At 47.3% G+C, this 22,210-nt stretch carries 21 protein-coding genes; 6 read left to right on the plus strand and 15 right to left on the minus strand.

Translation table 11 applies throughout. The annotated features are described in order from the left end of the window. Positions 1-101: 101 nt before the first annotated feature. Both P0078_RS03085 and P0078_RS03090 read left to right on the plus strand, forming a co-directional pair. The gene (locus tag P0078_RS03085) at positions 102-257 is read left to right on the plus strand and encodes a hypothetical protein (protein WP_282933011.1); all 156 of its coding nucleotides are present in this window, start codon (positions 102-104) and stop codon (positions 255-257) included. Continuing rightward, positions 232-1,218: an alpha/beta hydrolase gene (locus P0078_RS03090; RefSeq protein WP_282933012.1), complete on the plus strand. Its 987-nt coding sequence runs from the start codon at positions 232-234 to the stop codon at positions 1,216-1,218. Before P0078_RS03085 ends, P0078_RS03090 begins: the two co-directional genes overlap by 26 nt. Positions 1,219-1,612: 394 nt before the next feature. Here the strand turns inward: P0078_RS03090 and P0078_RS03095 are convergent, their stop codons facing one another. Both P0078_RS03095 and P0078_RS03100 read right to left on the minus strand, forming a co-directional pair. Beyond that, positions 1,613-2,863, minus strand: coding sequence for an anthrax toxin-like adenylyl cyclase domain-containing protein (locus tag P0078_RS03095; protein WP_282933013.1), 1,251 nt, complete (start codon positions 2,861-2,863; stop codon positions 1,613-1,615). Positions 2,864-3,594: 731 nt separating this feature from the next. Beyond that, positions 3,595-4,503 carry a LysR family transcriptional regulator gene (locus tag P0078_RS03100; RefSeq protein WP_282933014.1) on the minus strand — a complete coding sequence of 303 codons (909 nt, stop codon included), beginning with the start codon at positions 4,501-4,503 and terminating at the stop codon, positions 3,595-3,597. Positions 4,504-4,761: 258 nt separating this feature from the next. Here P0078_RS03100 and P0078_RS03105 point away from each other — a divergent pair, with 258 nt between their 5' ends. From P0078_RS03105 to P0078_RS03120, 4 genes are all read left to right on the plus strand, one after another. Beyond that, positions 4,762-5,730, plus strand: coding sequence for an LLM class oxidoreductase (locus P0078_RS03105; RefSeq protein WP_282933015.1), 969 nt, complete (start codon positions 4,762-4,764; stop codon positions 5,728-5,730). A 3-nt stretch (positions 5,731-5,733) separates the two neighbouring features. Continuing rightward, positions 5,734-6,552, plus strand: a complete 819-nt coding sequence (locus tag P0078_RS03110; RefSeq protein ID WP_282933016.1) for an SDR family NAD(P)-dependent oxidoreductase — start codon at positions 5,734-5,736, stop codon at positions 6,550-6,552. A gap of 33 nt (positions 6,553-6,585) precedes the next feature. After that, positions 6,586-7,431 (plus strand): enoyl-CoA hydratase/isomerase family protein, encoded by an 846-nt coding sequence (locus tag P0078_RS03115; protein WP_282933017.1) that lies wholly within the window; start codon positions 6,586-6,588, stop codon positions 7,429-7,431. Between the two features lie 101 nt (positions 7,432-7,532). Further along, positions 7,533-8,531, plus strand: a complete 999-nt coding sequence (locus P0078_RS03120; protein WP_282933018.1) for a zinc-dependent alcohol dehydrogenase family protein — start codon at positions 7,533-7,535, stop codon at positions 8,529-8,531. Positions 8,532-8,685: 154 nt separating this feature from the next. Here P0078_RS03120 and P0078_RS03125 read toward each other — a convergent pair whose 3' ends face one another. The 13 genes from P0078_RS03125 to cobT all read right to left on the minus strand — a co-directional run bounded on the left by P0078_RS03125 (position 8,686) and on the right by cobT (position 22,033). After that, positions 8,686-9,021, minus strand: a complete 336-nt coding sequence (locus P0078_RS03125; protein ID WP_282933019.1) for a DUF6488 family protein — start codon at positions 9,019-9,021, stop codon at positions 8,686-8,688. Between the two features lie 45 nt (positions 9,022-9,066). Continuing rightward, entirely contained in the window at positions 9,067-9,615 is a 549-nt protein-coding gene (locus P0078_RS03130; protein WP_282933020.1) for a hypothetical protein, read from the minus strand. 64 nt (positions 9,616-9,679) lie between these two features. Next, positions 9,680-10,375 carry a HupE/UreJ family protein gene (locus tag P0078_RS03135; protein WP_444886199.1) on the minus strand — a complete coding sequence of 232 codons (696 nt, stop codon included), beginning with the start codon at positions 10,373-10,375 and terminating at the stop codon, positions 9,680-9,682. A 62-nt stretch (positions 10,376-10,437) separates the two neighbouring features. After that, a complete protein-coding gene (locus P0078_RS03140) occupies positions 10,438-13,593 on the minus strand; it encodes an efflux RND transporter permease subunit (protein ID WP_282933021.1) in 3,156 nt (1,051 codons plus the stop codon). Next, positions 13,578-14,831, minus strand: coding sequence for an efflux RND transporter periplasmic adaptor subunit (locus P0078_RS03145; protein ID WP_282933022.1), 1,254 nt, complete (start codon positions 14,829-14,831; stop codon positions 13,578-13,580). Before P0078_RS03145 ends, P0078_RS03140 begins: the two co-directional genes overlap by 16 nt. Continuing rightward, a complete protein-coding gene (locus P0078_RS03150) occupies positions 14,828-16,141 on the minus strand; it encodes a TolC family protein (RefSeq protein WP_282933023.1) in 1,314 nt (437 codons plus the stop codon). The genes P0078_RS03145 and P0078_RS03150 overlap by 4 nt, the downstream gene beginning before the upstream one ends. Before the next feature lie 96 nt (positions 16,142-16,237). Beyond that, the gene (locus P0078_RS03155) at positions 16,238-17,104 is read right to left on the minus strand and encodes a M56 family metallopeptidase (protein WP_282933024.1); all 867 of its coding nucleotides are present in this window, start codon (positions 17,102-17,104) and stop codon (positions 16,238-16,240) included. Then, a complete protein-coding gene (locus tag P0078_RS03160; protein ID WP_282933025.1) occupies positions 17,104-17,487 on the minus strand; it encodes a BlaI/MecI/CopY family transcriptional regulator in 384 nt (127 codons plus the stop codon). Before P0078_RS03160 ends, P0078_RS03155 begins: the two co-directional genes overlap by 1 nt. A 576-nt stretch (positions 17,488-18,063) precedes the next feature. Further along, entirely contained in the window at positions 18,064-18,561 is a 498-nt protein-coding gene (locus P0078_RS03165; RefSeq protein ID WP_282933026.1) for a hypothetical protein, read from the minus strand. Positions 18,562-18,650: 89 nt separating this feature from the next. Further along, positions 18,651-19,544 (minus strand): cobalamin-binding protein, encoded by an 894-nt coding sequence (locus tag P0078_RS03170; protein WP_282933027.1) that lies wholly within the window; start codon positions 19,542-19,544, stop codon positions 18,651-18,653. Between the two features lie 30 nt (positions 19,545-19,574). Then, positions 19,575-20,408 carry an adenosylcobinamide-GDP ribazoletransferase gene (cobS, locus tag P0078_RS03175; protein ID WP_282933028.1) on the minus strand — a complete coding sequence of 278 codons (834 nt, stop codon included), beginning with the start codon at positions 20,406-20,408 and terminating at the stop codon, positions 19,575-19,577. After that, positions 20,392-20,997 (minus strand): histidine phosphatase family protein, encoded by a 606-nt coding sequence (locus P0078_RS03180; protein ID WP_282933029.1) that lies wholly within the window; start codon positions 20,995-20,997, stop codon positions 20,392-20,394. The genes cobS and P0078_RS03180 overlap by 17 nt, the downstream gene beginning before the upstream one ends. After that, positions 20,987-22,033 carry a nicotinate-nucleotide--dimethylbenzimidazole phosphoribosyltransferase gene (gene cobT / locus P0078_RS03185; protein WP_282933030.1) on the minus strand — a complete coding sequence of 349 codons (1,047 nt, stop codon included), beginning with the start codon at positions 22,031-22,033 and terminating at the stop codon, positions 20,987-20,989. The genes P0078_RS03180 and cobT overlap by 11 nt, the downstream gene beginning before the upstream one ends. Between the last annotated feature and the right edge of the window lie 177 nt (positions 22,034-22,210).

A 22,210-nucleotide genomic window follows, 5' to 3' on the forward strand; every position in this document is an offset into this window, starting at 1 on the left:
AGTACTCATCTTAGGCGTACGCTGGTTCGAAACACAATACCTCAGCAGACTCCTAAGCCCCCTTCGCAAAACAAGGGCAAAAGTTGGAAAAGCCCTAAATTATGAACGAAGTACCCCTCACAGCAGGTTTGCAGGCAGAAGAACTGGTTGCCTATATGGCACATATCAAAGGCAAGAGAAAAACGAATAATCCTGCGAGTAAATTACCGCAACCTCCTAAAGTCAAAAACCATGAAAACCAAAGTATCTCTAATTGAAGTACTCGCCATTACCTTAACATGCTTAGCTACTTCAGCCTGCTCCCAAAGGATCGCAAGCTTTATAGACAATGCTGAAGATTATTCTTTTAACAACAGAATAACTGCCGATCAAATTAAAGACTTAGACTTCAAAAAAGACAAATATTGCCCACTGCAAAAAAAGAACTGTATTAGCTATTACTATGGTCCACCTTTAACCGATAACAAACTTCAGTACTCCGTAAAGCATGGAGAAGGCGACAAAGAGAACAATGTTAAAATCGATTTAACCAGAAACTCTATGGAGCGGAGTTACGATGGTACCGTAATCTTATTGCATGGATTTCGCACATCAAAAGATTTTATGATCAATTCAGCTTTATACTTCCGTTTTCTTGGGTTTCAGGTTGTTGTTCCAGATCTTCTCGGTCATGGTGATTCAGGTGGCAATAAAAAATACGGGGTGGATGACAGCAATTATATTAACCACCTCATTGACAATTTAATTAAAGAGGGCGTCATTAAAGATGAGGATATTTATATTCTGGGAAATTCGATGGGCGCACTAACGGCAGCCCATATCTCTTCCCAACGACAAGACATTAGCGGAATTATTCTTTCGGCTCCAATGCCATCATTTGATGAAGCTGTGTACAATTATGCAAAACGTGACCACCCACTACTTAGCAAAATTATCCCTGAAAAAGACTTTCGCAAGGGTGCAATTCTGGCTCTAGAGAAAGCCAAAATCAATCTGGATGACACGAAGATAACACCACTCCTAAAGTCCTCCAAGGTTCCAACACTACTAATACTCTCAGATTCAGACCAAATATCTCCTTATGTGGATTATGAAAACTTGAAAAAAGACAATGTAACGTTAATTAAAATTACTGGCAGATATCACCCAAGCATGAATACAATAGGAGAAGTCGAACATAAAGAAATTATTAAATGGCTTAACAGCACTCAAAGTTAGTTACACAAAAAATTGAGAACAAATTCCTATTTTATCTTTGATGTCAGTTTAGTACTATTCCGTCGCCCCCCTTACAACCTTGCGCATCCCACGAGAGCTACCACCTGAAGTAGAAACCCCTTATCAGACTTCCAAGTAGGTTGATGCTCTATGATTTGCTCCACAAGCTTATGGTGAGCTTGGCTAGATTGGAGCACCTCACTTGACTGCCGCCTAGGTAAATGTATTTATTTCCGCGCACACCTTCTCTCTGTGTATATTGAACACCTCAAATATATACAGAATCATCTACTTTACCTAAAAGGACCGCTCCAAAAAACGCTGTTAACAACCAGCCTCCGGAGAAGTAGTGGCTACTTTTCAAGTAACCACAGACATCGACATAATAACTCTATTAAGCATTGTACCAAGGTGGAACGATCCACTGACCAAAGTGCCAGTCGCGAGGTACAAATCTTCCATACCCTTGCCCCAATCGGTCGGGCTTATTATTGGTAGGGTTCATTGCCCAACCCTCTGCCAAAGTGACATGGACACCATGTATTCTACACATTGCGATAAATTCTCTAAAAGCCTGCAAAGTTTGAATAACCACTTCACTGCGAGCAGGAGTAAATGCAATAAGGGGTAAATCTATGTCATTGACATAGGGACGCGCGGCTTCATCACTGTGCCAAAGTACATTTCTTCTGGGGAATGGCCCCCAATGCCCAGCTCCAGCTCTCGGGTTGCGAATGCCACCAATTGTGGAATTGAGTGTCTGGCTTACTTCATAAATCCGATTAGTTATATTACCCAGTTTAGTGCCTTGCCCTTGGGTAGTGAAATTTCTCTCCAATTGATTTTCGATATGCTGGCGCTGCGACCAAGCTTGAGCAGTGCCGAGAATACGGCGATCATCTCCATATCGATCAAACCTCTTTGCCCCCTGCTTAAATGGCCAAATAGCAAATAAATCGTAATCCCCGGTAATCGCATTCAGAGGGTGCTCATTTCGAAAATGACGATGCTCCACTGGATTGGTCATCGCCAGTAGCGGCTCATACATGTCTTTGTACTTAGTGTCATACTGAACAACGATATTACCCCGCTCCTGGATAAAACCTGACTGTCTGCTCTTTTCCTTATCAACATAAACACCCCACATATCTCCCAAGCATGTGTTAACCCTGATAAGAGAATAGTGAAAAGTAATGCCACTGGGGTGGCTGGCTATACCTTCGTAACGATCTTGAGTTTTTCTTGTAACATTGATCTTTCCGTTCTGAATTAGCCAATCAACCCGTTCCTGATGCAAGCGAAGCGGTGTTGTTGATGCAGTCCATCCCGCGCCAGAGTTGTTATCAGTGAATGCTTCTTGATGCTGGGCGCGGTTATAGGCCGCTTTTCTCATCCCGTGTTTATTTAACCGGGGGTCTCGTAAAACAAAACCAGCCATCGGCCCCCAATCGCATGACTTCCCATGAATCCTAAATCCCTTTGTATCATATCCCTGCTCAAGTAATTGAGTACACGTTGGCCCTGTTGCGCGAACGGTGATAACGCAACGGTGAGATGCTGCAGTAGTTTTAAATGCGTCTGCATGAGAAGCCGGGCAGCCTATAAGGTTTTGGCGCAATGCAGCATTGTTAAATATAAGGTCCATGTATTCACTTCCTGTTTCGGGGCAGCCTACATATAAATTTCGATTAGCTAAATAAATGCTATTTATAGAAATTTATTACGATGAATGTAAAACTACTAAATCTATATTTTGTGCCTCTAAAAATAAGCACTAGTCCGACTACTATTATCAAACACGCCAAGGTAAAGATCTTGCCCACCACTCTTAACCCTGACTTGTTTATAGGTCTGTATCTGTGAACACAAACTGAATTAATCTTTTGAATCCAATTAATAAAGCCAAATTCTTAGGAAGCTTGGCTTTAAAAATGCCTTACACAAAATTCATACGCAAAGGAAAGGCTAAAAAAATATCAAAGTCCGTGGATCGTATGACCTAAAGTATCCAAAAGATTCCCAGTTTGTTCTAAAACTGAAGCCTACACGCAGTTCGCAGTGCGGCCTTTAGGTTTTGGGCATATTTTTTTAGATTTTGGCCTTTTAAATTGAGAGGGGTTGGTTTATACAACTGAAGTATCACTACTAGACGTGTAAGATATCCTGTAAATGAATCTACCGATAATAGATAGAAAACTTACCAGGTTAGTAAAGGGAGGCCGCATCAAGCCGTGAATTATTACCTGAAAGAAAAAAGACCTCTAGCTGAGCACCGAGATCTTCCCCTTTAAGGAGCGAAATTAATCTACCTATGCTATGCAGAACAGAGCTTGCGCATACCCATGTGAAGTGGATTCCTTTTGATGAAGCAACAATCTACTGTTCCCAAACTGGCGGTTTTCCGATTTTCTCAATCAGGTAGTCAATAAAGACTCGCACTTTAGATGTCAGAACATTGGACTTGGGGTATACGAGCCAAATGGCTGATTGATCATCTATATAATATTCTGGCAGCACTCTAACCAGGGAGCCCTCTAAAATTTCTGTTTGGATATTCCAGATAGAACTCATGCAAATTCCCACCCCTGCTTTTGCAGCGATACGCATGCTGGCGCCATCATCACAAGTCACTCGAGATCTGCTGTTTGAAGGTGGGAATTGATAAGTAGTCTGATCGCTCGCAGATATGAGTTTCCTGGGTTTTGAATTGATAAAGGCCAAAAGCTGATGTGCAACTAGCTCTTCCGGCTTTTCGGGAACACCATATTTTTTCAAGTAACTGGGAGAAGCGCATAGAACTCGCCTGTCATCCGCAAGCTTCCGACCAATTAAACTGCTATCTTCAACCGCATAATTGCGTAGTGCCAAATCAAAGCCGCCCTCGATAAGGCTGACTTGTGTGTCTGAGAGCTTCAGCTCTATGTTGACTCCAGGATACCTTTCCAGGAGTTCAGGCAGGATAGGCGCGATAAAGCGCTGAACGAAAGTGCTCGATGCCGCAAACCTGAGTGTTCCGCTCACGGAGGAATTTCCACGCCCCAGCGCAGCAAAAGCCGCATCCTCTTGCGCGATGATCTCCCGGGCAAAAGGCAGGAACTCCTCCCCCTCTATCGACAGAGAGACCTTGCGGGTAGATCGATGAAATAGGTCCGCCCCCAAATGAACTTCGAGCTTGGACAAGCGGGCACTGGCAACAGAGGGAGCCAATCCAAGTCTCCGCCCCGCAGAGCTTATATTCAGCATCTCCGCAGCCAGTACGAATAGCCGAACCCCATTTGTATCCACTTATTATCTCCAAAAACCGAATTCTGATTCCATTTATACGCCGTTTATACATAGATTCCAATGCTTTAGCCTTTAATCACAGATCGAGCCAGCGTCGATCGATGACTGGCCTAGGCTTTCTGGGAGGTAAAAGATGAGTGTAAGAGTGCTTATGAGTGGCGGCGCAGAAAACAACCAGACACAAGCCGTCTATTGTGATGTAGCTAGCAGCTTTGGCCTCCAATTCTCTCCTATCCGTGAAGCATAGGAGTTACCACGGTGCACTCTAAATACAAAGATCAGGGCTGCGGTTTTGCCAGTATCAACGCGGGTTACAACGCCCTATTTAAGCCAGGTAAGCTCTCGGTGGGACTTGTGGTGGCCATAGAGAATTACGCAACGAACCCAGTTCCAACGATGCTTGATCATGTTGAACGAGTCCAACTTGCGGAAGAATTGGGATTTAGCGCGATTTGGCTTAGAGATGTCCCCTTCTATGTGCACTCCTTTGGCGATGCAGGTCAAACCTTTGATCCTTTCGTCTACCTTGGCCTGCTCTCTGGTCAGACAACAAAGATTACCCTCGGTGTAGCCAGCATCATTTTGCCCTTACGCCACCCAGCGCATATCGCAAAAGCTGCAGCCTCTGTTGATCAAATCTCAGGCGGACGCCTAATTCTTGGGGTCGCCAGTGGGGATCGCCCGGAAGAATATCCTGCGATGAATGTTTCATATCAGGAGCGAGGCAAACTGTTCAGGGAGAGCTACGAATATATTCGTCGTGCAGCAGAACCCTACCCTCAATTTCAGAGCTCACTGGGGTCGATTTCCGGCGATCTGGACATATTGCCCAAGCCGAGAGAAACAAGCCTGCCTTTACTGATAACAGGCTCGTCTCAGCAATCCTTAGGCTGGCTAGGTGACAACGGAGATGGCTGGATCACCTATCCTCGTTCACATGCCATACAAGAGCAATTTATTAGGCAGTTGCGAAATAACTCGACTATTAACAAGCCGATTATGGAGCCTCTCTATATTGATATAAGCGATACCCCGGATGCTTTACCGCACCCCATACACTTGGGATACCGACTGGGCATTAATCAATTATGCAAATATCTAAAGTCACGAGAAGAGATCGGTGTTAACCACGTTGCCCTGAACCTCCGATTTAACCAGGCAGATATTAAAGAAACTCTTAAAGCAATTTCGGAAGTCATTCTCCCACATTTTAGTGTAAAGGAATAACAAATGCAGAAGACTATTTTATTGACAGGCGGTACAGATGGCATCGGCTTGGAGACTGCAAAATTACTGGCAGCAAAGGGGCAAACTTTGCTCTTACATGGTCGTAGTGATGCAAAACTAGCGAGTGCGAAAGAAGTGATAAAGCAAAACTCTCCGGAAGTTCATATAAATACATTCCGAGCAGATTTATCCAATATATCTGAGGTGCTAGCACTAGCTTCAAAGGTGAAAGATCAATATTCAAGTATTGATGTTCTTATCAATAATGCCGGCGTATTTAAAGCACAAAACCCAATAACCGACACGGGTTACGATGTTCGTTTTATCGTAAATGCTATTGCCCCCTACTTGTTAACGACACAGCTATTGCCGCTGTTTAGCGCCAATGGCCGCATTATTAATCTATCCTCTGCAGCGCAAGCAACTGTAAACATCGAAGCGCTCAAAGGTCACCAACAACTATCCGACAGTGACGCTTATGCTCAAAGTAAGCTGGCTCTCACCATGTGGTCCTTCCAGCTAGCCCAATCACTTGGTAACAAGGCCCCGCAATTTATCGCAATCAATCCCGCCTCATTTCTGGGTAGCAAAATGGTGAAAGATGCCTACGGAACTCAAGGGAAAGACTTAAGTATCGGCGCCAACATATTGGTACGGGCGGCACTCGATGATGAGTTCTCAAACGCTAGCGGTAAATACTTTGATAATGACATAGGCAATTGGTCCCAGCCGCACCCAGACGCGCTTGATGTGAAAAAGAGAAAGGTACTTATTGAAGAAATTGAGAACACTCTCGACAAACTCGGCATTAAAAATAACTAAGACGTTAACGTATTCAATTAAAAGGAATTCACCATGAAATATGAAGGTTTTACCACATTCACGACGAAGCAAGATGACGGAATACTAACTGTGACATTTGACTTTGGTCCCGTGAATGTCCAAGGGCAAGAAATGCTGGCCGACTTAAACAGCCTGGCAATGCGCCTGGAACGGGATCGAGAAACCAAAGTCGTTGTGTTTCAGTCGGCAAATCCGGAAGTTTGGGTATGTCATTACGATACTGAGTTACTGAAAGATATGTCTGACGAAGCTGTATCTCGCGAAGAAGCCCAACTATTGGATTTACAGGCTATCTGTGAACGCATCAGTAAGGTGCCCCAAGCAACGATCGCCAAACTAGAAGGCTTCGCTAGAGGTGGTGGCCATGAACTGGCCTTGGCACTCGATATGCGTTTCGCAGCCCGAGGAAAATATAAATTCATGCAAATGGAAGTGGGTATGGGAATCCTCCCCTGTGGGGGAGGCGCATCAAGGATGGCTCGGCAGACAGGACTGGGTAAAGCGCTGGAGATTATTCTCAGCGCCCGTGATTTCGATGCTGACGAAGCGGAAAGCCTCGGCACAATCAACAAAGCACTAGAGCCAGATGAAATTGGCGAGTATGTCGATAGCCTAGCGAAGAGAATCGCTCAATTTCCAGCAGAATCAATCAATGCTTGTAAGCAGGCGGTCTATGAGTCCATCGATAAACCTATCGGTGAAGCGCTAAAAGCGGAGGCCTATTGGCTGTATCAAGCAACCAGTAAAACACCTGCGCTAAAACGCTTCTCTATCGCAGATGAACAAGGGTTGGAACACGATATTGAAAATCAGCGGAACTGGAACCAACTGGTTATGGATGTACAAAAAATAAACTAGCAGTAGCAATTGGGTATTGGACGATTTACAGGCTGCAATGCCCTACTTACTTCGGACACTTAGACAAAACTCTACAGAAAGTACACTTTTTGGGAATCAAAATGAGAGCAATGATTGTAAATACCTTTGGCGGCCCAGACGTATTTGAAGCTGCTGAAGTACCCAAGCCGACCACCAAAGCTGGCCATGTACTGATTAAAATATCAGCAACCAGCGTCAATACCGTAGATACCATGATTCGCCAAATGGGACCTGCATTACCCCTTTCACCGAAAGCCCCGGCAATATTGGGTATGGATTTCGCTGGTGTTGTTGAAGAGATTGGCGAAGGTGTAACCGATTATCAAGTGGGCGATGAAGTCTATGGCTGGGCAGGTGGACTGGCTGACTTGCCGGGAACATTAGCCGAATATATTGTTGCAGACGCGAACTTAATTGCCCTGAAACCCGAGAACCTGACCATGCGGGAAGCAGCAGCTTTGCCCTTAGTAGGCATAACCGCCTACGAAGGGTTACAACGTGCGGGGGTTAAGCCTGGACAAAGTGTTCTTGTTCACGGTGGCTCGGGCGGTGTGGGTCATATAGCTGTACAACTGGCTCGTCACTTTGGTGCTGATGTTTACTCAACAGGTTCCGGAGATCCTCAACTGGCAATGATTGAAAAACTGGGGGCAACGCCTATTAACTACCGGACTGAATCGGTTGAGTCATATGTACTGAAGTACACCAACGGAGCAGGCTTCGATATAGTATTCGACTCAGTCGGTGGTGCAAATATAACGAACTCTTTTGAGGCAGCAAAACTCAACGGCCAAGTAGCTACTACCGTTTCCATGGTAGAACTTGACCTGACGCCTGCTCACTTTAAAGGCTTGTCTTTGCATGTCATTTTTATGTTAATTCCAATGCTACACAATTATCACCGTGAGGAACACGGACATATTTTAAAAGCACTAAAAGCCATTACTGAAGCAGGCGATCTCAAACCTGTGCTTGATGAAACTTCCTATAGTTTGTCTGATATTGGCAAGGCCCATGAGCGGCTGGCAAGTGGGCAAGCTATGGGAAAAGTTGTTGTAAGTATTGAGTCAACTGAGTAACTGGCAAATTGGATAGTCACCTCTATCAACAGGGTTTATTACCAAATCTACCTACTTAAGAACACAAAAAAACAGCTATAACTCTTGCTCGAGCCATGCTATTAAAATAATAGGTAGCGGCGAATCTGCCGCTACCTGAACATAAACCTATCAGTTAACGATTCACCACTTCGAAAGAAAGAAAATATCCTTCAGCACTCAGGAAGACTTGCAACTGCTGGTTCAAAACACCGCTCTGCTCTTTCGCTGTAACAACCCACTGTCGCTGGTTGTCAACACGCTGCATGGCTGCATTGAGCGGCTTGTCAGCCCAGGATTTGTTGAGCTTACCCTCTTTGATTAGGCGAGCTACTTCCTGGCTGGCGATACCTTTGGCTTCGACCATAGACACAGTGGCAAAATTGTCTCTCTCATGGTCACCATGGGCGAATGCAAGATTTGCAATACCTAGGGTAACTGATACACAGATAACTTGAATTAACTTATTCATAATATTCTCTTTCTTCTCAGTCTTAGTAAATGTTGATAAAAAACGTTACTGTTTGAGTCCAATAACCTCGTAGAACCCCTTTGTTTTTAGAGTGATCTTCACAGATTCCTGACCGTTATTCTTCCAATACCAGCCATGGGAACCATCAAAAGGCGTAGTGAGAGAGCCACTCATTTTATTTGCGGTAGCAATAGCAAAGCTCTCAAAGTAGCCGGTAGTATCGCCTGTGGGTTCGCCGTGAAAATCAAAGTAAAGTTCACCACTCTCCGTTACCCACTCATATTCCAAATGACCGTATTTATCCAATTGAAATTTGTATTCAATTCCATGGCCAGCGGGCACTTCAATAGTTGTAGTGTCAGTCCGATAAGCAAAGGACTGCTCGCCACGCTGCACTACTTCTGGTACCGCAACTTCCTGCTCTTGACTGTTTAATTCAGTCAGCCCCAGTGCACTGCCAATTCCAGTAGGATCTATATTGTATTCAGCTGGCAGGATTACTGTGGTCAACATAATGGCTGCAAGCACACCAGCAGCAAGTGTGGATTTAATCAGCGTTTGTGCAGTCTGCACTGGCATTTCAGTTGTATTCATTCTGTAAGCTCTAAATCTGTGTTCTTTCTGTTCAATTAACTTTATAAAGTCACTTTCTGGCTATCTAACCTACGAAGTAGCCTGTCATCTGGTAACCCACCAACATCAGTCCACCACTCATTAGCAAGGTATTTGTCATAGTGGAAAAGCGCAGGAAACTGTCAAAGCGACGCCAATAATTGATGGCGAGAAGAATAAACAGCAACGCAACAAACTGACCAATTTCTACTCCGACATTAAAGGCCAGGATATTCTCCACCAACCCATCGCTGGACAGCTTGAATTCCTGTAATTTGGTTGCCAAACCAAAACCGTGGAAGAGCCCAAAAATCAGTACGGCAGCCTTGGTATTAGGCTGGAAGCCAAAAACCCGTTTGAAGCCGCCGAGATTATCGAAGCCTTTATAGACAATGGATAATCCAATAATGGCATCGATCAAATAGGCATTCACATGGGTGTCGTTTAGCACTCCAAATAAAAGGGTCAAGCTATGACCGAGCGTAAAGAAGCTTACGTAGATGAGAACATCTTTTGATCGATATAAAAAGAAAATGACTCCCACCAGGAACAGCAGATGGTCATAGCCAGTCACCATATGCTTGGCGCCAATATATAGAAAGGGAATAATAGATACCCCTTCGTTGCCGGCAAGAAAAGTCTTGGTAGCATCGTCCACTCCATGGGCAAATAGTGGCATAGATATCACCATACCTGCTATCAGCGCCATCAAACCGAAAACTGTTTTTAAACTATTGTGCAACGTTACTATCTCCCGTTATTAAAGTTCTAAATTCTTGTGAACCAAAGCGTACACAGGCCCAGTTAACTGGCTCCAGCCAGAGCCACTTCAGGGTTATCTTGTAAGCTTTCCGACTTGGCATTCCTGCCATGTAAAATTCTGTAGAGTGCCGGCAACACTAAAAGTGTCAGGATTGTTGATGAGACAATACCGCCAATAACCACCGTAGCCAGTGGGCGCTGTACCTCAGAGCCAATACCAGTATTCAGGGCCATGGGCACAAAACCGAGTGAGGCAACCAGTGCGGTACTAATGACCGGACGTAATCGGATCAGGGCGCCCTCAATAATGGCATTTTCTATGCTGTAACCTTGGTCACGCAGATCGCGAATAAAGGAAACCATCACCAGGCCGTTAAGGATGGCAATCCCGGAAAGTGCGATAAAACCAACGGCTGCGGAAATGGAGAACGGGATATCCCGCAACATTAAAGAGAGCACACCGCCGGTTAATGCGAGGGGTATACCGGTAAAGATAATTGCCGCATCTTTTATGGAGCGAAGCGCCAGCAGGAGAAGCCCCATAATCAACACAAGAGTCAGCGGCACTACAATCGATAAGCGTTCAGTAGCAGACTGTAGCGCTTGATAAGTTCCGCCGTATTCAACCCAGTAACCGGGTGGTATTTCCACTTTCTCGGAAACGGACTGCTGCACATCAGCAACAAAGCTACCCAAGTCCCTACCCCGCACATTGGCCGTTACCACTACCCTGCGTTTACCGTTCTCGCGGAAAACCTGATTGATACCGGCAGTGAGTTCCAAGCTGGCAATTTCCTCCAGGGGCACATAGTTGCCATTGGATCGATGAATCGGCAGTTTCTTTAGCGCATCCAAATCCTGGCGCAATACCTCTGGCAAACGCACAACAATATCGGTGCGGCGGTCCCCTTCATAAAAGCGGCCAGCAACCGTACCTCCCAGGGCGGTTGCCAGCTGCTCCTGTACCTGGCTAATGGCCAGCCCATACTGTGTTAGCGCGGCCTGGTCAGGAACAATGGCGAGAACCGGTAAACCGCTGGTTTGCTCCATCTGTATATCAGCAACGTCTTCTACACTGCCGATAGCCGCTTCAATTTCACTGCCCAAACGCTCTAATTGCTCGAAGTCATCGCCAAAGACTTTGATCGCCAATTCCGCGCGTACCCCCGCTAAAAGCTCGTTAAAGCGCATCTGGATTGGCTGGAGAAATTCATAGCGGTTGCCGGGAATTGGTTCTACCAGCTTTGCCAGCTCTTCTACCAATTGCTCTTTCGGCTTATCCGGATCTGGCCACTGAGACCTGGGTTTCAGGATAATAAAGTTATCGGCAACACTTGGGGGAACGGCATCGGTAGCCACTTCCGCAGTACCAATTTTGGCGAATACACGCTCCACTTCGGGCAACTCTTTAATCCGTTCCTCCAGGGATTTTTGCAGTGCAATCGCTTGTTCCAGGGATGTGCCGGGAATACGCAAGGCGTGCATGGCAATATCGCCTTCATCCAGATTCGGCACAAATTCGCTACCCATTCTGCTTGCCGTATGGCCGGAAACCAACACCAGTAGCACAGCAATAGCGACAACCATGCCACGCTGGCGCAGTGCAAACTCCAAGGCCGGGCGATAAATTCTATTCAGCTTCTCAAGTGCAGGATTTTTCTTTTCGATCACCGGTTTGCGGAATAGCAGCGCTATGCCGGCTGGCACCAAAGTGATGGAAAGAAACATCGCAGAAAGCAGCGCAATCACCACGGTTATAGCCATTGGATGGAACATCTTGCCCTCCACTCCAGTCAGGGCAAAAATGGGTAAATACACTGCTGTGATAACGAACACACCAAACATGGCCGGGCGGATCACTTCCCGCGTCGATTGGAATACCAGGGTAAGCCGTTCTTTTAGATCTAACTGGCCACGCTCGCGGGCGGATTCGCTGAGGCGTCGCAGACAGTTCTCGACAATAATGATGCCCCCATCCACCAACAAGCCAAAGTCCAGCGCCCCCAGACTCATCAGGTTTGCACTTACGCGGGCCTGAACCATGCCGGTGATGGTCATTAACATGGCCACCGGAATTACCAACGCAGTGAGAATTGCTGCTCGAACATTGCCCAACAGCAGGAAAAGAACCGCGATAACCAACAGCGCACCTTCCATAAGATTGGTTTGTACAGTGCGCAATGTCTGGTCAACCAGACCGGTACGATCATAAACCGCAGTCAATGTGATACCTGGTGGTAGACTCTGTTTGATATCCTCTAACTTTTCACCAACTGCACCTGCAACGGTGCGACTATTTTCGCCAACCAGCATGAAAACGGTACTCATCACCACTTCCCTGCCGTTCTGAGTAGCCGCCCCGGTGCGCATTTCGCGCCCCTCTTCGATCTTGGCCAAGTCGCCAAGGCGAACAGCAACGCCATTCACTTCCGCAACCAGGAAATCCTTCAGTGTATCTAACGAACTTGCCTGCCCCGGAACCCGCAACAACCACTGGGCGCCACTGTGTTCAATAAAGCCTACACCGCGGTTACCATTGTTCTCCTCGATCGAGCGAATCAGGTCTTCTTGGGTCAGGCCAAATGCCAGCAGTTTCTCTGGCTCTATAGCAATTAGAATTTCTCTCTTGAACCCGCCGATCGGATTGACTTCCACCACACCAGGTACACGCAGTAACTGCGGGCGCACAATCCAGTCATGCACCGAACGCAAGTCCTTAGGTGTTACTGCACTGCCATCAGCATTGGTGGCTCCGGGTTCGGAGTCCACTGTGAACATAAAGATTTCGCCAAGACCTGTGGCGATGGGTCCAAGCTCTGGCTCCAAACCAGCAGGCGGTGCACCACGTACACTAGTGAGCCGTTCATTCACTAACTGGCGGGCAAAATAAATATCGGTGCCATCTTCAAAAATCACCGTAACCTGCGACAATCCATACCGCGAAACGGAGCGTGTATAAGCAAGGCTTGGCAAACCAGCCATTGCATTTTCCACTGGGTATGTAACCCGTTGCTCAACTTCTTTAGGGGTATACCCCGGTGCCTCCGTATTAATAACCACCTGGATATTGGTGATATCCGGTACCGCATCAATGGGCAGCCGGTTGAAATTCCAAATGCCCAAACCGCACAGTAAAAGCACAAAGGTAATAACCAGCCCGCGATTTTGAATTGAGGTTCTTATCAAGTACTCAAGCATGTCGAACCCTCAGTGATCGTGGGATGCACCGGACTTTTCAATGTCCGCTTTAATGATGTAGCTGTTACCGGTGACATATTCGATTCCCGGTCGAATCCCCCCAGCACTTCAACCCAGTCGCCTGCTTCACGCCCCAGCTCCAACATGCGCACTTCATATTGATCGCCCACCTTGGCATAAACGACAGTAAAATCGCGGAACGCTTGTAAACCGGAACGCTTAGCAGCGAGAGGCACCTCATATTCAGCAACTTGGATATCGCCGCTTACAAAAGAACCTGGTGCGAGGCCTGAGGGAATATCTTGCAGTGACACTCGAACGGCAGTGGCCTGGTTGGGCTTCATCAAAGTATCAATTTGTTTAACTACCCCGAGTAGAGGAGTTTCCAGGGACTTGATATTTACGGAAACGGGCGCGCCTTGGCGAATCTGGGGGCGTGTCGAGGGAAAAACATCCAGCTCTGCCAATAAAGCAGTATCATCGGCAACCGTTAATAAAGCTCTACCTGCGGTCTGTTCACCAGGGTTTACATTGCGCTGAATTACCACACCGGAAATGGGGGATTTAATACTGTAAGTTTTCAGGTTTTGATCGCTGTTAACTGCGATTAGGGGTTGCCCTTTTTTAACGCGCTCTCCCAATCCCACATACACAGTTTCTACAAATCCATCGAAACGCGCACGGATTTCACGTACCTGTTCTGGATCTACAATAAGTCTGCCATAAGCGCGGTTGGTCTCACTCATCCTGGCGGGGCCGACGGTTTCCGTATCAATTTCCATGGATTCAGCAATACCGGATTCGATACGGGTTCGCCCCTCAAAATTATCGTATTGCCAACGGTATTCGTGCCCCTGGTACTTGGCTGTTAGAGTCACAACAAATGAGTGGGGCTCATAGATCACCATATCGCCACGCAGATAATTCCCCTCAGGCCTGAACTCGATGTGATCCTCTCCATCTCCAAGCCTTTTAAGAACCACTTTAAGATCAACCTGCCGAGGATTAACCAGCTCTCCATCGTTACTCACCCAAACCCGAAACTCCGGGGGAACACCAGTTTCATAAATACTTAGCTCAACGGCGAAATTACCTTCTCTCAACATGCGCCCACGATTGGGCCCTTTTTCCGGTTCTGCCTCTGCGACAGCTCCGGCCGCATACACACTGCCGCTGCCAGTTAGGAACAAGGAAAGTAAAGCACCGAATATCAGGCTGGAAAAAACTGCGGATCTCATATCTCGCTCTCGCTTATCTGTGCCAGTGACAGGCCTGTCAATTTTTCAATTTCAATCAGGCTAAGGTGTGCGTTGTACTGCGCCTGTAATAGTGAAAGCTGTGCATCGGTAAGCCCCTGTTGGGCTAGCGCCAATTCCGTGTAGTTGTAGCGGCCACGTCGATAAGCTCGACGCGTAGCGGTAAGCGCCTTATCCAAACTGGGAATCATCTTTTCATTCAGGGCGGCAGCTACATGCCGGTGATGCTGTAGCCTTTGGGTCATCACAAAGAGTTGTGTATCCAACTCAATCTCTTTCGCATTCCTTTCTGCTCGGAAACGATTCTGTTCTGCCCTCAAAGCAGATACCTTGCCGCGGTTGCGATCGCCCTTTCCTAGTGGGATTGCGAAGCCTGCCACCAACCCATAATTTCCGCTCGTTTCATTGCGACGAATTCCTGTATCAATCCGCCACTGAATGCCCGCTTCTGCACGTGCCAAATCAATTTCCGCCTGCGCCACGCGCTCACGGCTCATAAATATTTCCAAATTTGGGTTGCTCGCCACCAAGCTTCTCAATCTAGATAAATCAACTTCTGGAATGGCACTGGAAAGAGAACCAACCACCGCTCGAAAACTGGGCTCTCTGGAGCCCCACTGGGCAGCTAATTGATATCTGGCAATATCCAACTCGTGCTCGACATCCTCCACAGCTAAGAGTCGACGCTGCAAGTCGACTTCCGCCCGAAAAGCATCGGCTTCATTCGTTCTGCCAACACTAACTTGGCGATTAATTTCAGCGGCCATATTGCGAGCCAGGTCGACAGCTGTTTTAGCAATTTCCAGGCGTTCCTGTTGCGCCAAGACCTGGAAAAAGTAACGCGCGGTATTTGCGGCAACTTCTAATTCAAGAACCTGCTTTTGGGCCTCAATCACAGAAGTCTTGCTGCGTGCAGCCAATACACGTTTTTCTGCGAGATCACCCTGTAATAGCCAACTGATGCCTACTGTTACCTGGGAACTGTCGTTGCCATCGCTGCTCTTGTCTTCCCCCAACCCTTCAGCGGCAACACTAAGCTCCGGTCGTGGTCCGAGCTTGGCGTGTTCAGATAGAGCATCCACTGCCTCAAACTGATATCGGTAACCCGCCAGTTCAGGATGATTTTGCAAGCTTTTAAGAATTGCCTGCTCATAAGTGAGGCCCGATAACTCCTCGCCCTGCTCTGCCTTAAGGGACCCACTTAATGCGACTAAAAAGAACACAGCTCCGGCCACAAAAAACCGATCAGCAATCGGTTTTTTAGTTATGACTAAACGTAAACAATTAAACACTTCGGCTTCCTTAGTGGGAGAAAAGGGTTTCGACGGTGTGGTGGAGCGCATCCACCGAAACAAGGCAAGTGCCTGTAAGAGCCACAAACATTCCAGCTAATAACAAGGGGGTAAGCTGCGCCCCTTATCATCAGACAGCAAGTAACGAATACGAGCATCCAATTGGTCAAGAGCGAAATAACAGACCATTGCTGAACTTCTCTCTTTGGGATGCAACCCATTGGAGATACGGGTTACTTTAAGTAGGGTTTGGGCGATAAAAGTCTCACTCCACCCCTGCCTATGGGCATAAGCATCTGCACGCTGCTCCATACACAGCGCCATCTGCCGATTCAGGTAATTCCCCAAACGCGTAGGGAAAAAGCTGGCAAATAAAGCGAATATTAATTTCTTCAGAGGATCAAATTTTTGCGCATGGGCTTCCTCATGCAGGCGCACCACCTCAAATTCTTCCGCTGTTAACTGGTCTCGCAGACCGCTGGTATAAAACCCTTGCGGACGGAGCAGACCACTGGTGAAAGCCTGGGGCCCCTTTGCCTGGATAATACTTTGGTCAGACTTATCCCTTTCGCAAAGTTGCATTAACAAACGGAGCTGCGCCAAATGGCGATGAGCTCGTTTAAAACTTTGAAACGCCAAAAAACCGCTAAAGAAAAGAAACGCAATAGTAAAAACACCGTGCCAACTGTAGAGGTTAAAAGCATTGATATGGTGCCAGTGCGCCAGTGATGCAACGCCTCCCAAAAGGCTGGGGAAAGCCAGGATAACAGCGGCAGTGGAAGCCGCAAACCACGGCAGCAATACCGCACTCCACAGCAGTAAACGCCGGCTACTGACAGACAAGCTAAGTGAATGCCGGGAAGCAGAAAGGCAGGCAGCTGATACCAGTAAAATACCGACAAACAGGCCAAGCGCTGCAATAGTCAGCAGGTTTAGCCAGAGTGCAACCTGCCCCAAAATCATTAGCGATCACCCTGCTGGCGCTTAATCTTCTGGCTTTCGATCAACTGCTCCAGCTGCTCCAATTGGCTTTCGCTCAACTCCGATGAGATGGAGGTAAATGCGGCTACCAACCCGTTCTCATCATCAACGAACTCACGAGTAACATCTTGAATCAGCTGTCCAACAAACTCGTAGCGCTCCACTGCCGGGCTGTATTGGAATGCATGCCCCTGCTTCTCCCGGGACAGCAAACCTTTCTTGTAGAGGCGGTCAAGTGTGCTCTGGATGGTGTTAAGAGAACCTCCACGGGCCCTACTCAAGTCCGAGTGGACCTGTTTGGCATCCGCAGATTTTCTATCCCAGAGGTATTGGAGCACCTGTTTCTCAAGATCGCCAAGTCGCATAGACTATTATTCCAGAGGTTAAAACTGTTCTTTGAATGATGGTAGAGCGACAAAAACCGATCGTCAATAGGTTTTTGCATTTCAGCCCACTTCGACTGTGGGATGAATTTTGCTCCAGGCTCCAAGGATACCCACCCAAGAAAATAACCGCTTTCTTAACTTCAATACCGCAAACTAGATAACGATACGAATAATTTAGACACCTTGGAAATACCGCCAACATTTGGCAATGAAATTAAGGGGCTATTTGACTTGAACTCAACATTAATACAGCTAGGGGCGGCTTTACCATTGATTAGCCATGATCTACCAAAAAGTGATTTTTTCACTACTCACTGATCGTGTAAGTAACAGGCGAGAGGTCCAGCGGCCATCTCTGTGGCTGACTCTTCAGCAATTCCTTATCATGGATATATCTTCCAGTTTCGGATACTACCGATAAACATAAGAACGATGATAGCTTTCAATTATAAAGAAGAATCGTCGGACTTTACGACATTAAACACACCCGGACCCACCAAAATTTGAACACTAAGAAAATTGAGATTTATCAGACTGTATCAATTACATTGCCGACTATCTGTCACCGTCTAAAGTTCCAGATTCTGTTTTATCTCTATTGCTGAGTACTTGTTGCTTTACACATCTAACTGACACCAAAAGTATAGCGATGGCTCCAATAAATGTAGTGGCTGCCATTGACAACTCTAGAGCAATCAACGTTAAAGAAATGACACTTATCGATAACAGCTTTAAATTTTTGATATGAAATTGAAGATAATCTCGCCTCAGAAGATCTTCAATTAAAAACAACATGAGAACCGCCAAAGCAAAAGCAATTACTATAAATTCAAAGCTTCCTGTCGACACCCCTCGATAAGACGATATATAACATGACAAGCCAGTGACTGGGATAGCTGCAACACTTTGCATTGTATAATAGTCTGCGGAAGCCAGCCTCCAGAAGGTTGACCACTGACTACTTTCATCTTGTTCAAGTATGGTTAGTTTAATCGCCAAATATGGGACTGCAAGCAGCCCTCCGACAAAGAGAATAACAAAAAATATCAGCATAAAAATATCTAGCCAGCAAATTCAATTTCGATAGTTGATCTACAAAATAATACGCTGCGAGTGAGTCTTCCTGCTGATAAGCAGAAAAACTAACCGCTTTTTCTCACCCGATTCAAATCATCACAAACCATCTCCATACCATCCAGCACCCGAAAAGTATGTCGCTGAATGATATCCGGTGGTACATGAAACAGGTTTCCCTCTTTAACTGCATTAATTCTTGGGTAAGCTGCCCAGGCATCCAACCAATCTGGCCGCTCCTCCCCCATTCCGCTGGCGATAATTACTCTCGGGTCTCTATCCAGTACAGACTCAATACTAATCTTCGGTGCTAATACCAATGCATCGGCAAATATATTACGGCCGCCACAGGTTTGAATAACATCGCTAATCAGGTGGTCGCCATTAAGTGTTTGCAGTGGCTCATTCCAAACCTGATAAAAAACACTGACCGAATCCAGGTCCTTATGGCTAAGCTGTATCTGATTCAGTCGCTCAAGCCACTCTCCGGCAGATTTATCTGCATAGTCACTTGTACCTGCAAGTTTACCGAAGCGCTTTACATTCACAGCGATATCTTCAAGAGCATTAGATTCAGATACGAAAACTGTAAAACCGAGATCCTCCAGTTTATTGATCATCTGATCGCCATTTCCCGATCCCCAGGCAACAATCAAGTCAGGATTTAGCAATAGTAAACTTTCATAGTTTACCGCTTTATAGTTACCTATCTCCGGTAATTGCTTGGCTTGCTCGGGGTAGTCACTGTAGCTTACCGCAGCAATTAGCTTATCCCCTGCCCCGGCACTGTAAAAGTTCTCCACGATATTTGGTGCTAGCGCAACAATACGCTCTGCTGGTGCAGGCAGTTCAACCCATTGGCCACGGGCATCTTTTACCCGCACGGAATCATCCGCCCAAGTATTACTCACCAATAACAGATTCAAGGTTAAAACAACACGGACAATACTGCTTCGAGACATCTCTTTAACTCGACTATAAATAAGGAGCTTCTAAACAGCTCCATAACTCACATTGGCAACCACTGCCACCCATAAAATCAATATCGACAACTCACTTATCTCGACCAAACCGCCCAAACAATCGCCGGTATAACCACCAATAGCCTTATCCCACAGGCGACGCCAGAATAAAACTAGGCCAATCAAACTACAGACGATGCCTATGGCAATGGGTATTGGCGCCGCTAAACATCCAATAGCAACTACGATTGCAACTACCGGCAATAGGTCCCATCGGCGTTCGGGGCCAGAGGGCGGTACACGGCCTTCAACACGTGCGTATTGTGAAACTCCCATTAAAGCCAGGGCCGCAGCCCTGGCTAGCATAGGTGAGAGCACCAACGGCAGATAGACCCAAGCATCTTTTGTTACCGGGTTTATTAGCTCTAGCAGGGTTGCTATTGCAGCGAACTTTATCAGTAGGAAAACAACAACAGCCGCTACCGCAATAGAGCCGCAGTGGGGATCGTGCATTACTCTCAGAATATGCTGACGTTGTTCTTCAGGATCCGTACACTTATGTCCAGCAAAGTAGGCATCAGTACAGTCAGCAAGGCCGTCGAGGTGTAGTGCACCTGTCAGGACCACCCAGAAACCCAATAGTATTGCAGCTTGCAACTGGGCACCTAAAGGAGCCAGAAGGTAGGCGGCCCCGGATAACAGTACACCAATCACCACTCCAACCAGGGGGTAAAAATATATCGACCGCTTCACCGTTTCCTTGTCCACCTCCCGAAGCAAACCCGCCACCGGCAGCCGGGTAAGAAATACCAGCGCATACAGAAATGCTTGGGATAGGTTGTACAACTTACGGGCAATAAACATAAGCTGACTGCTCTGGGTAGGAAACGGTAAAGGTCTTATTGTCCGAGTCGTATCTCAGCGATGCGGCAAACCCGTAGTTAACTTGCAGTGAAATCATTTTCACTGGGAGCCAGTTATTCGCATACGCGAGCAACAACTTGATAACGCCACCGTGAGTAACGAGCAGCAGGGACTCTCCCGAGTATTGCTGGGCTAGATTATCAATAGCTTGAAGAACTCTGGATCGAAATACGGGAAAGGGCTCACCTCCCGGCGGTGCGTGCTTTTCTGGGTCACGCCCCCAGGCTTCACACAGTGCTCGTTGCTCAGTCCAGATCTTATCGACTGACTGCCCCTCCCAGTCCCCGAAACCAATTTCCCGGATATCAGGAACTTCAGTTATCGGCAGCTTTTTCTCTCGGGCAAGCTGAGCAGCAAAGCGTTGGCAGCGTTGTAAGGGTGAAGTAACAATCCGGTCCCAGGAGTCATCGAGCTCGGCAAGCCCTCGCAACATCTGCTTCCTACCCTCACTGGTTAGGGGCACATCGATCTGCCCGCGAAAAATATTTCCACCTTCGCAGGCACCGTGTCGTAAAAGATCAATCCGCAACTGGCACTCCTGCCTCACTGAAAGTGAACATTTTGTTATGCAGGTTCAGCGCTTGCTTGATAATACTTATGGCCAACACTGCACCTGTGCCCTCGCCAAGGCGCATATTGAAGCTCAGCAATGGCTTCACCCCCAGGCACTCGAGGGCCAGTTTGTGACCAGACTCGTCAGAGAGATGGGCGTAGAGCAACCAGGGCTTCACTGATGGATTAATAGCACCGGCAATAGCTGCCGCGGCAGTCGCCATAAAACCATCAACCAATACAGGGACACCTCGCTGGGCACTGGCGACAAACGCTCCCGTTAAGGCTGCAATCTCAAAGCCACCAAAAGTTTGCAGAATAGCAAGTGGCGAGCCCAGCGCTGCCCGGTGCTGTTCCAAAGCAAATTCGATCAGTTCCACCTTGCAGGCGAGCACTGCATCGTCGATACCTGTTCCTCGCCCCGTAATGCTGCCAACCTCTAGCTCAAAAAGGGCGGCAAAAATGGCAGCGGCGGAAGTGGTATTGCCAATACCCATATCTCCGCCAATAAAACAATCTGCATCGGTAGACTGGCGGCGACCGGCATCAAGAGCAAGAGCCAGCTGCGCTTGGGTCATAGCGGGATTACCTTGGGAGAAGTCCGCAGTAGAGGGAGCTATAACTTCATCAATCAGGTCGGGGTGTTCAGCGGGGACCACACAACCCAGATTAATTGCGGCAAAGTCAGCATCCTGCTCGCGGCTCAACACATTAATAGCCGCCCCACCCTCGCAAAATAGTTTCAGCATTACAGAAGTGACGGCCTGAGGAAATCGGGAAGTTCCCTGGGCTGCAACACCGTGATCAGCACCGAATACGCGCACCGACAAATTATTCAGTAGGGGTTGCTCCCTCCCCTGGAATCCGGCGAAATCCACGGCAATGCTCTCGAGCCGGCCGAGCGCGCCTTGCGGCTTAATCAATTGCTCCTGGCGGGCAATCGCGGCATTGCGAGCACTCTGGTCCGGGGTTGGTGCAGGCTTATCGAGCCAACTGAGTTCATCTGTCATCATTATCGGTCTCAGGTGATTCTTTAGGAGCCTCTGAATAACTCCGTGATACCTCTGGCTTGCAGAGCGGTTCACAATCAAGGCGCGGCTTCGCAGGAATGTCTAGACCTTTCAAGAAGTCGCAACGCGGAGTGTGAATCGCTCTGCAAGCCCCGAAGGGCGAGTCTTGAAGGCCGCACC

The organism is Microbulbifer sp. VAAF005, assembly GCF_030012985.1.
Lineage (GTDB): Bacteria > Pseudomonadota > Gammaproteobacteria > Pseudomonadales > Cellvibrionaceae > Microbulbifer.

Bases quoted from the DNA above. Each gene is read 5' to 3' on its own strand.
- P0078_RS03125 (WP_282933019.1), bottom strand. From the start codon at position 9,021: ATGAATAAGTTAATTCAAGTTATCTGTGTATCAGTTACCCTAGGTATT.
- P0078_RS03115 (WP_282933017.1), top strand. From the start codon at position 6,586: ATGAAATATGAAGGTTTTACCACATTCACGACGAAGCAAGATGACGGA.
- P0078_RS03120 (WP_282933018.1), top strand. From the start codon at position 7,533: ATGAGAGCAATGATTGTAAATACCTTTGGCGGCCCAGACGTATTTGAA.
- P0078_RS03145 (WP_282933022.1), bottom strand. From the start codon at position 14,831: ATGAGATCCGCAGTTTTTTCCAGCCTGATATTCGGTGCTTTACTTTCC.
- cobS (WP_282933028.1), bottom strand. From the start codon at position 20,408: ATGTTTATTGCCCGTAAGTTGTACAACCTATCCCAAGCATTTCTGTAT.
- P0078_RS03095 (WP_282933013.1), bottom strand. From the start codon at position 2,863: ATGGACCTTATATTTAACAATGCTGCATTGCGCCAAAACCTTATAGGC.
- P0078_RS03165 (WP_282933026.1), bottom strand. From the start codon at position 18,561: ATGCTGATATTTTTTGTTATTCTCTTTGTCGGAGGGCTGCTTGCAGTC.
- P0078_RS03140 (WP_282933021.1), bottom strand. From the start codon at position 13,593: ATGCTTGAGTACTTGATAAGAACCTCAATTCAAAATCGCGGGCTGGTT.
- P0078_RS03085 (WP_282933011.1), top strand. From the start codon at position 102: ATGAACGAAGTACCCCTCACAGCAGGTTTGCAGGCAGAAGAACTGGTT.
- P0078_RS03090 (WP_282933012.1), top strand. From the start codon at position 232: ATGAAAACCAAAGTATCTCTAATTGAAGTACTCGCCATTACCTTAACA.
- P0078_RS03110 (WP_282933016.1), top strand. From the start codon at position 5,734: ATGCAGAAGACTATTTTATTGACAGGCGGTACAGATGGCATCGGCTTG.
- cobT (WP_282933030.1), bottom strand. From the start codon at position 22,033: ATGATGACAGATGAACTCAGTTGGCTCGATAAGCCTGCACCAACCCCG.
- P0078_RS03170 (WP_282933027.1), bottom strand. From the start codon at position 19,544: ATGTCTCGAAGCAGTATTGTCCGTGTTGTTTTAACCTTGAATCTGTTA.
- P0078_RS03160 (WP_282933025.1), bottom strand. From the start codon at position 17,487: ATGCGACTTGGCGATCTTGAGAAACAGGTGCTCCAATACCTCTGGGAT.
- P0078_RS03155 (WP_282933024.1), bottom strand. From the start codon at position 17,104: ATGATTTTGGGGCAGGTTGCACTCTGGCTAAACCTGCTGACTATTGCA.
- P0078_RS03130 (WP_282933020.1), bottom strand. From the start codon at position 9,615: ATGAATACAACTGAAATGCCAGTGCAGACTGCACAAACGCTGATTAAA.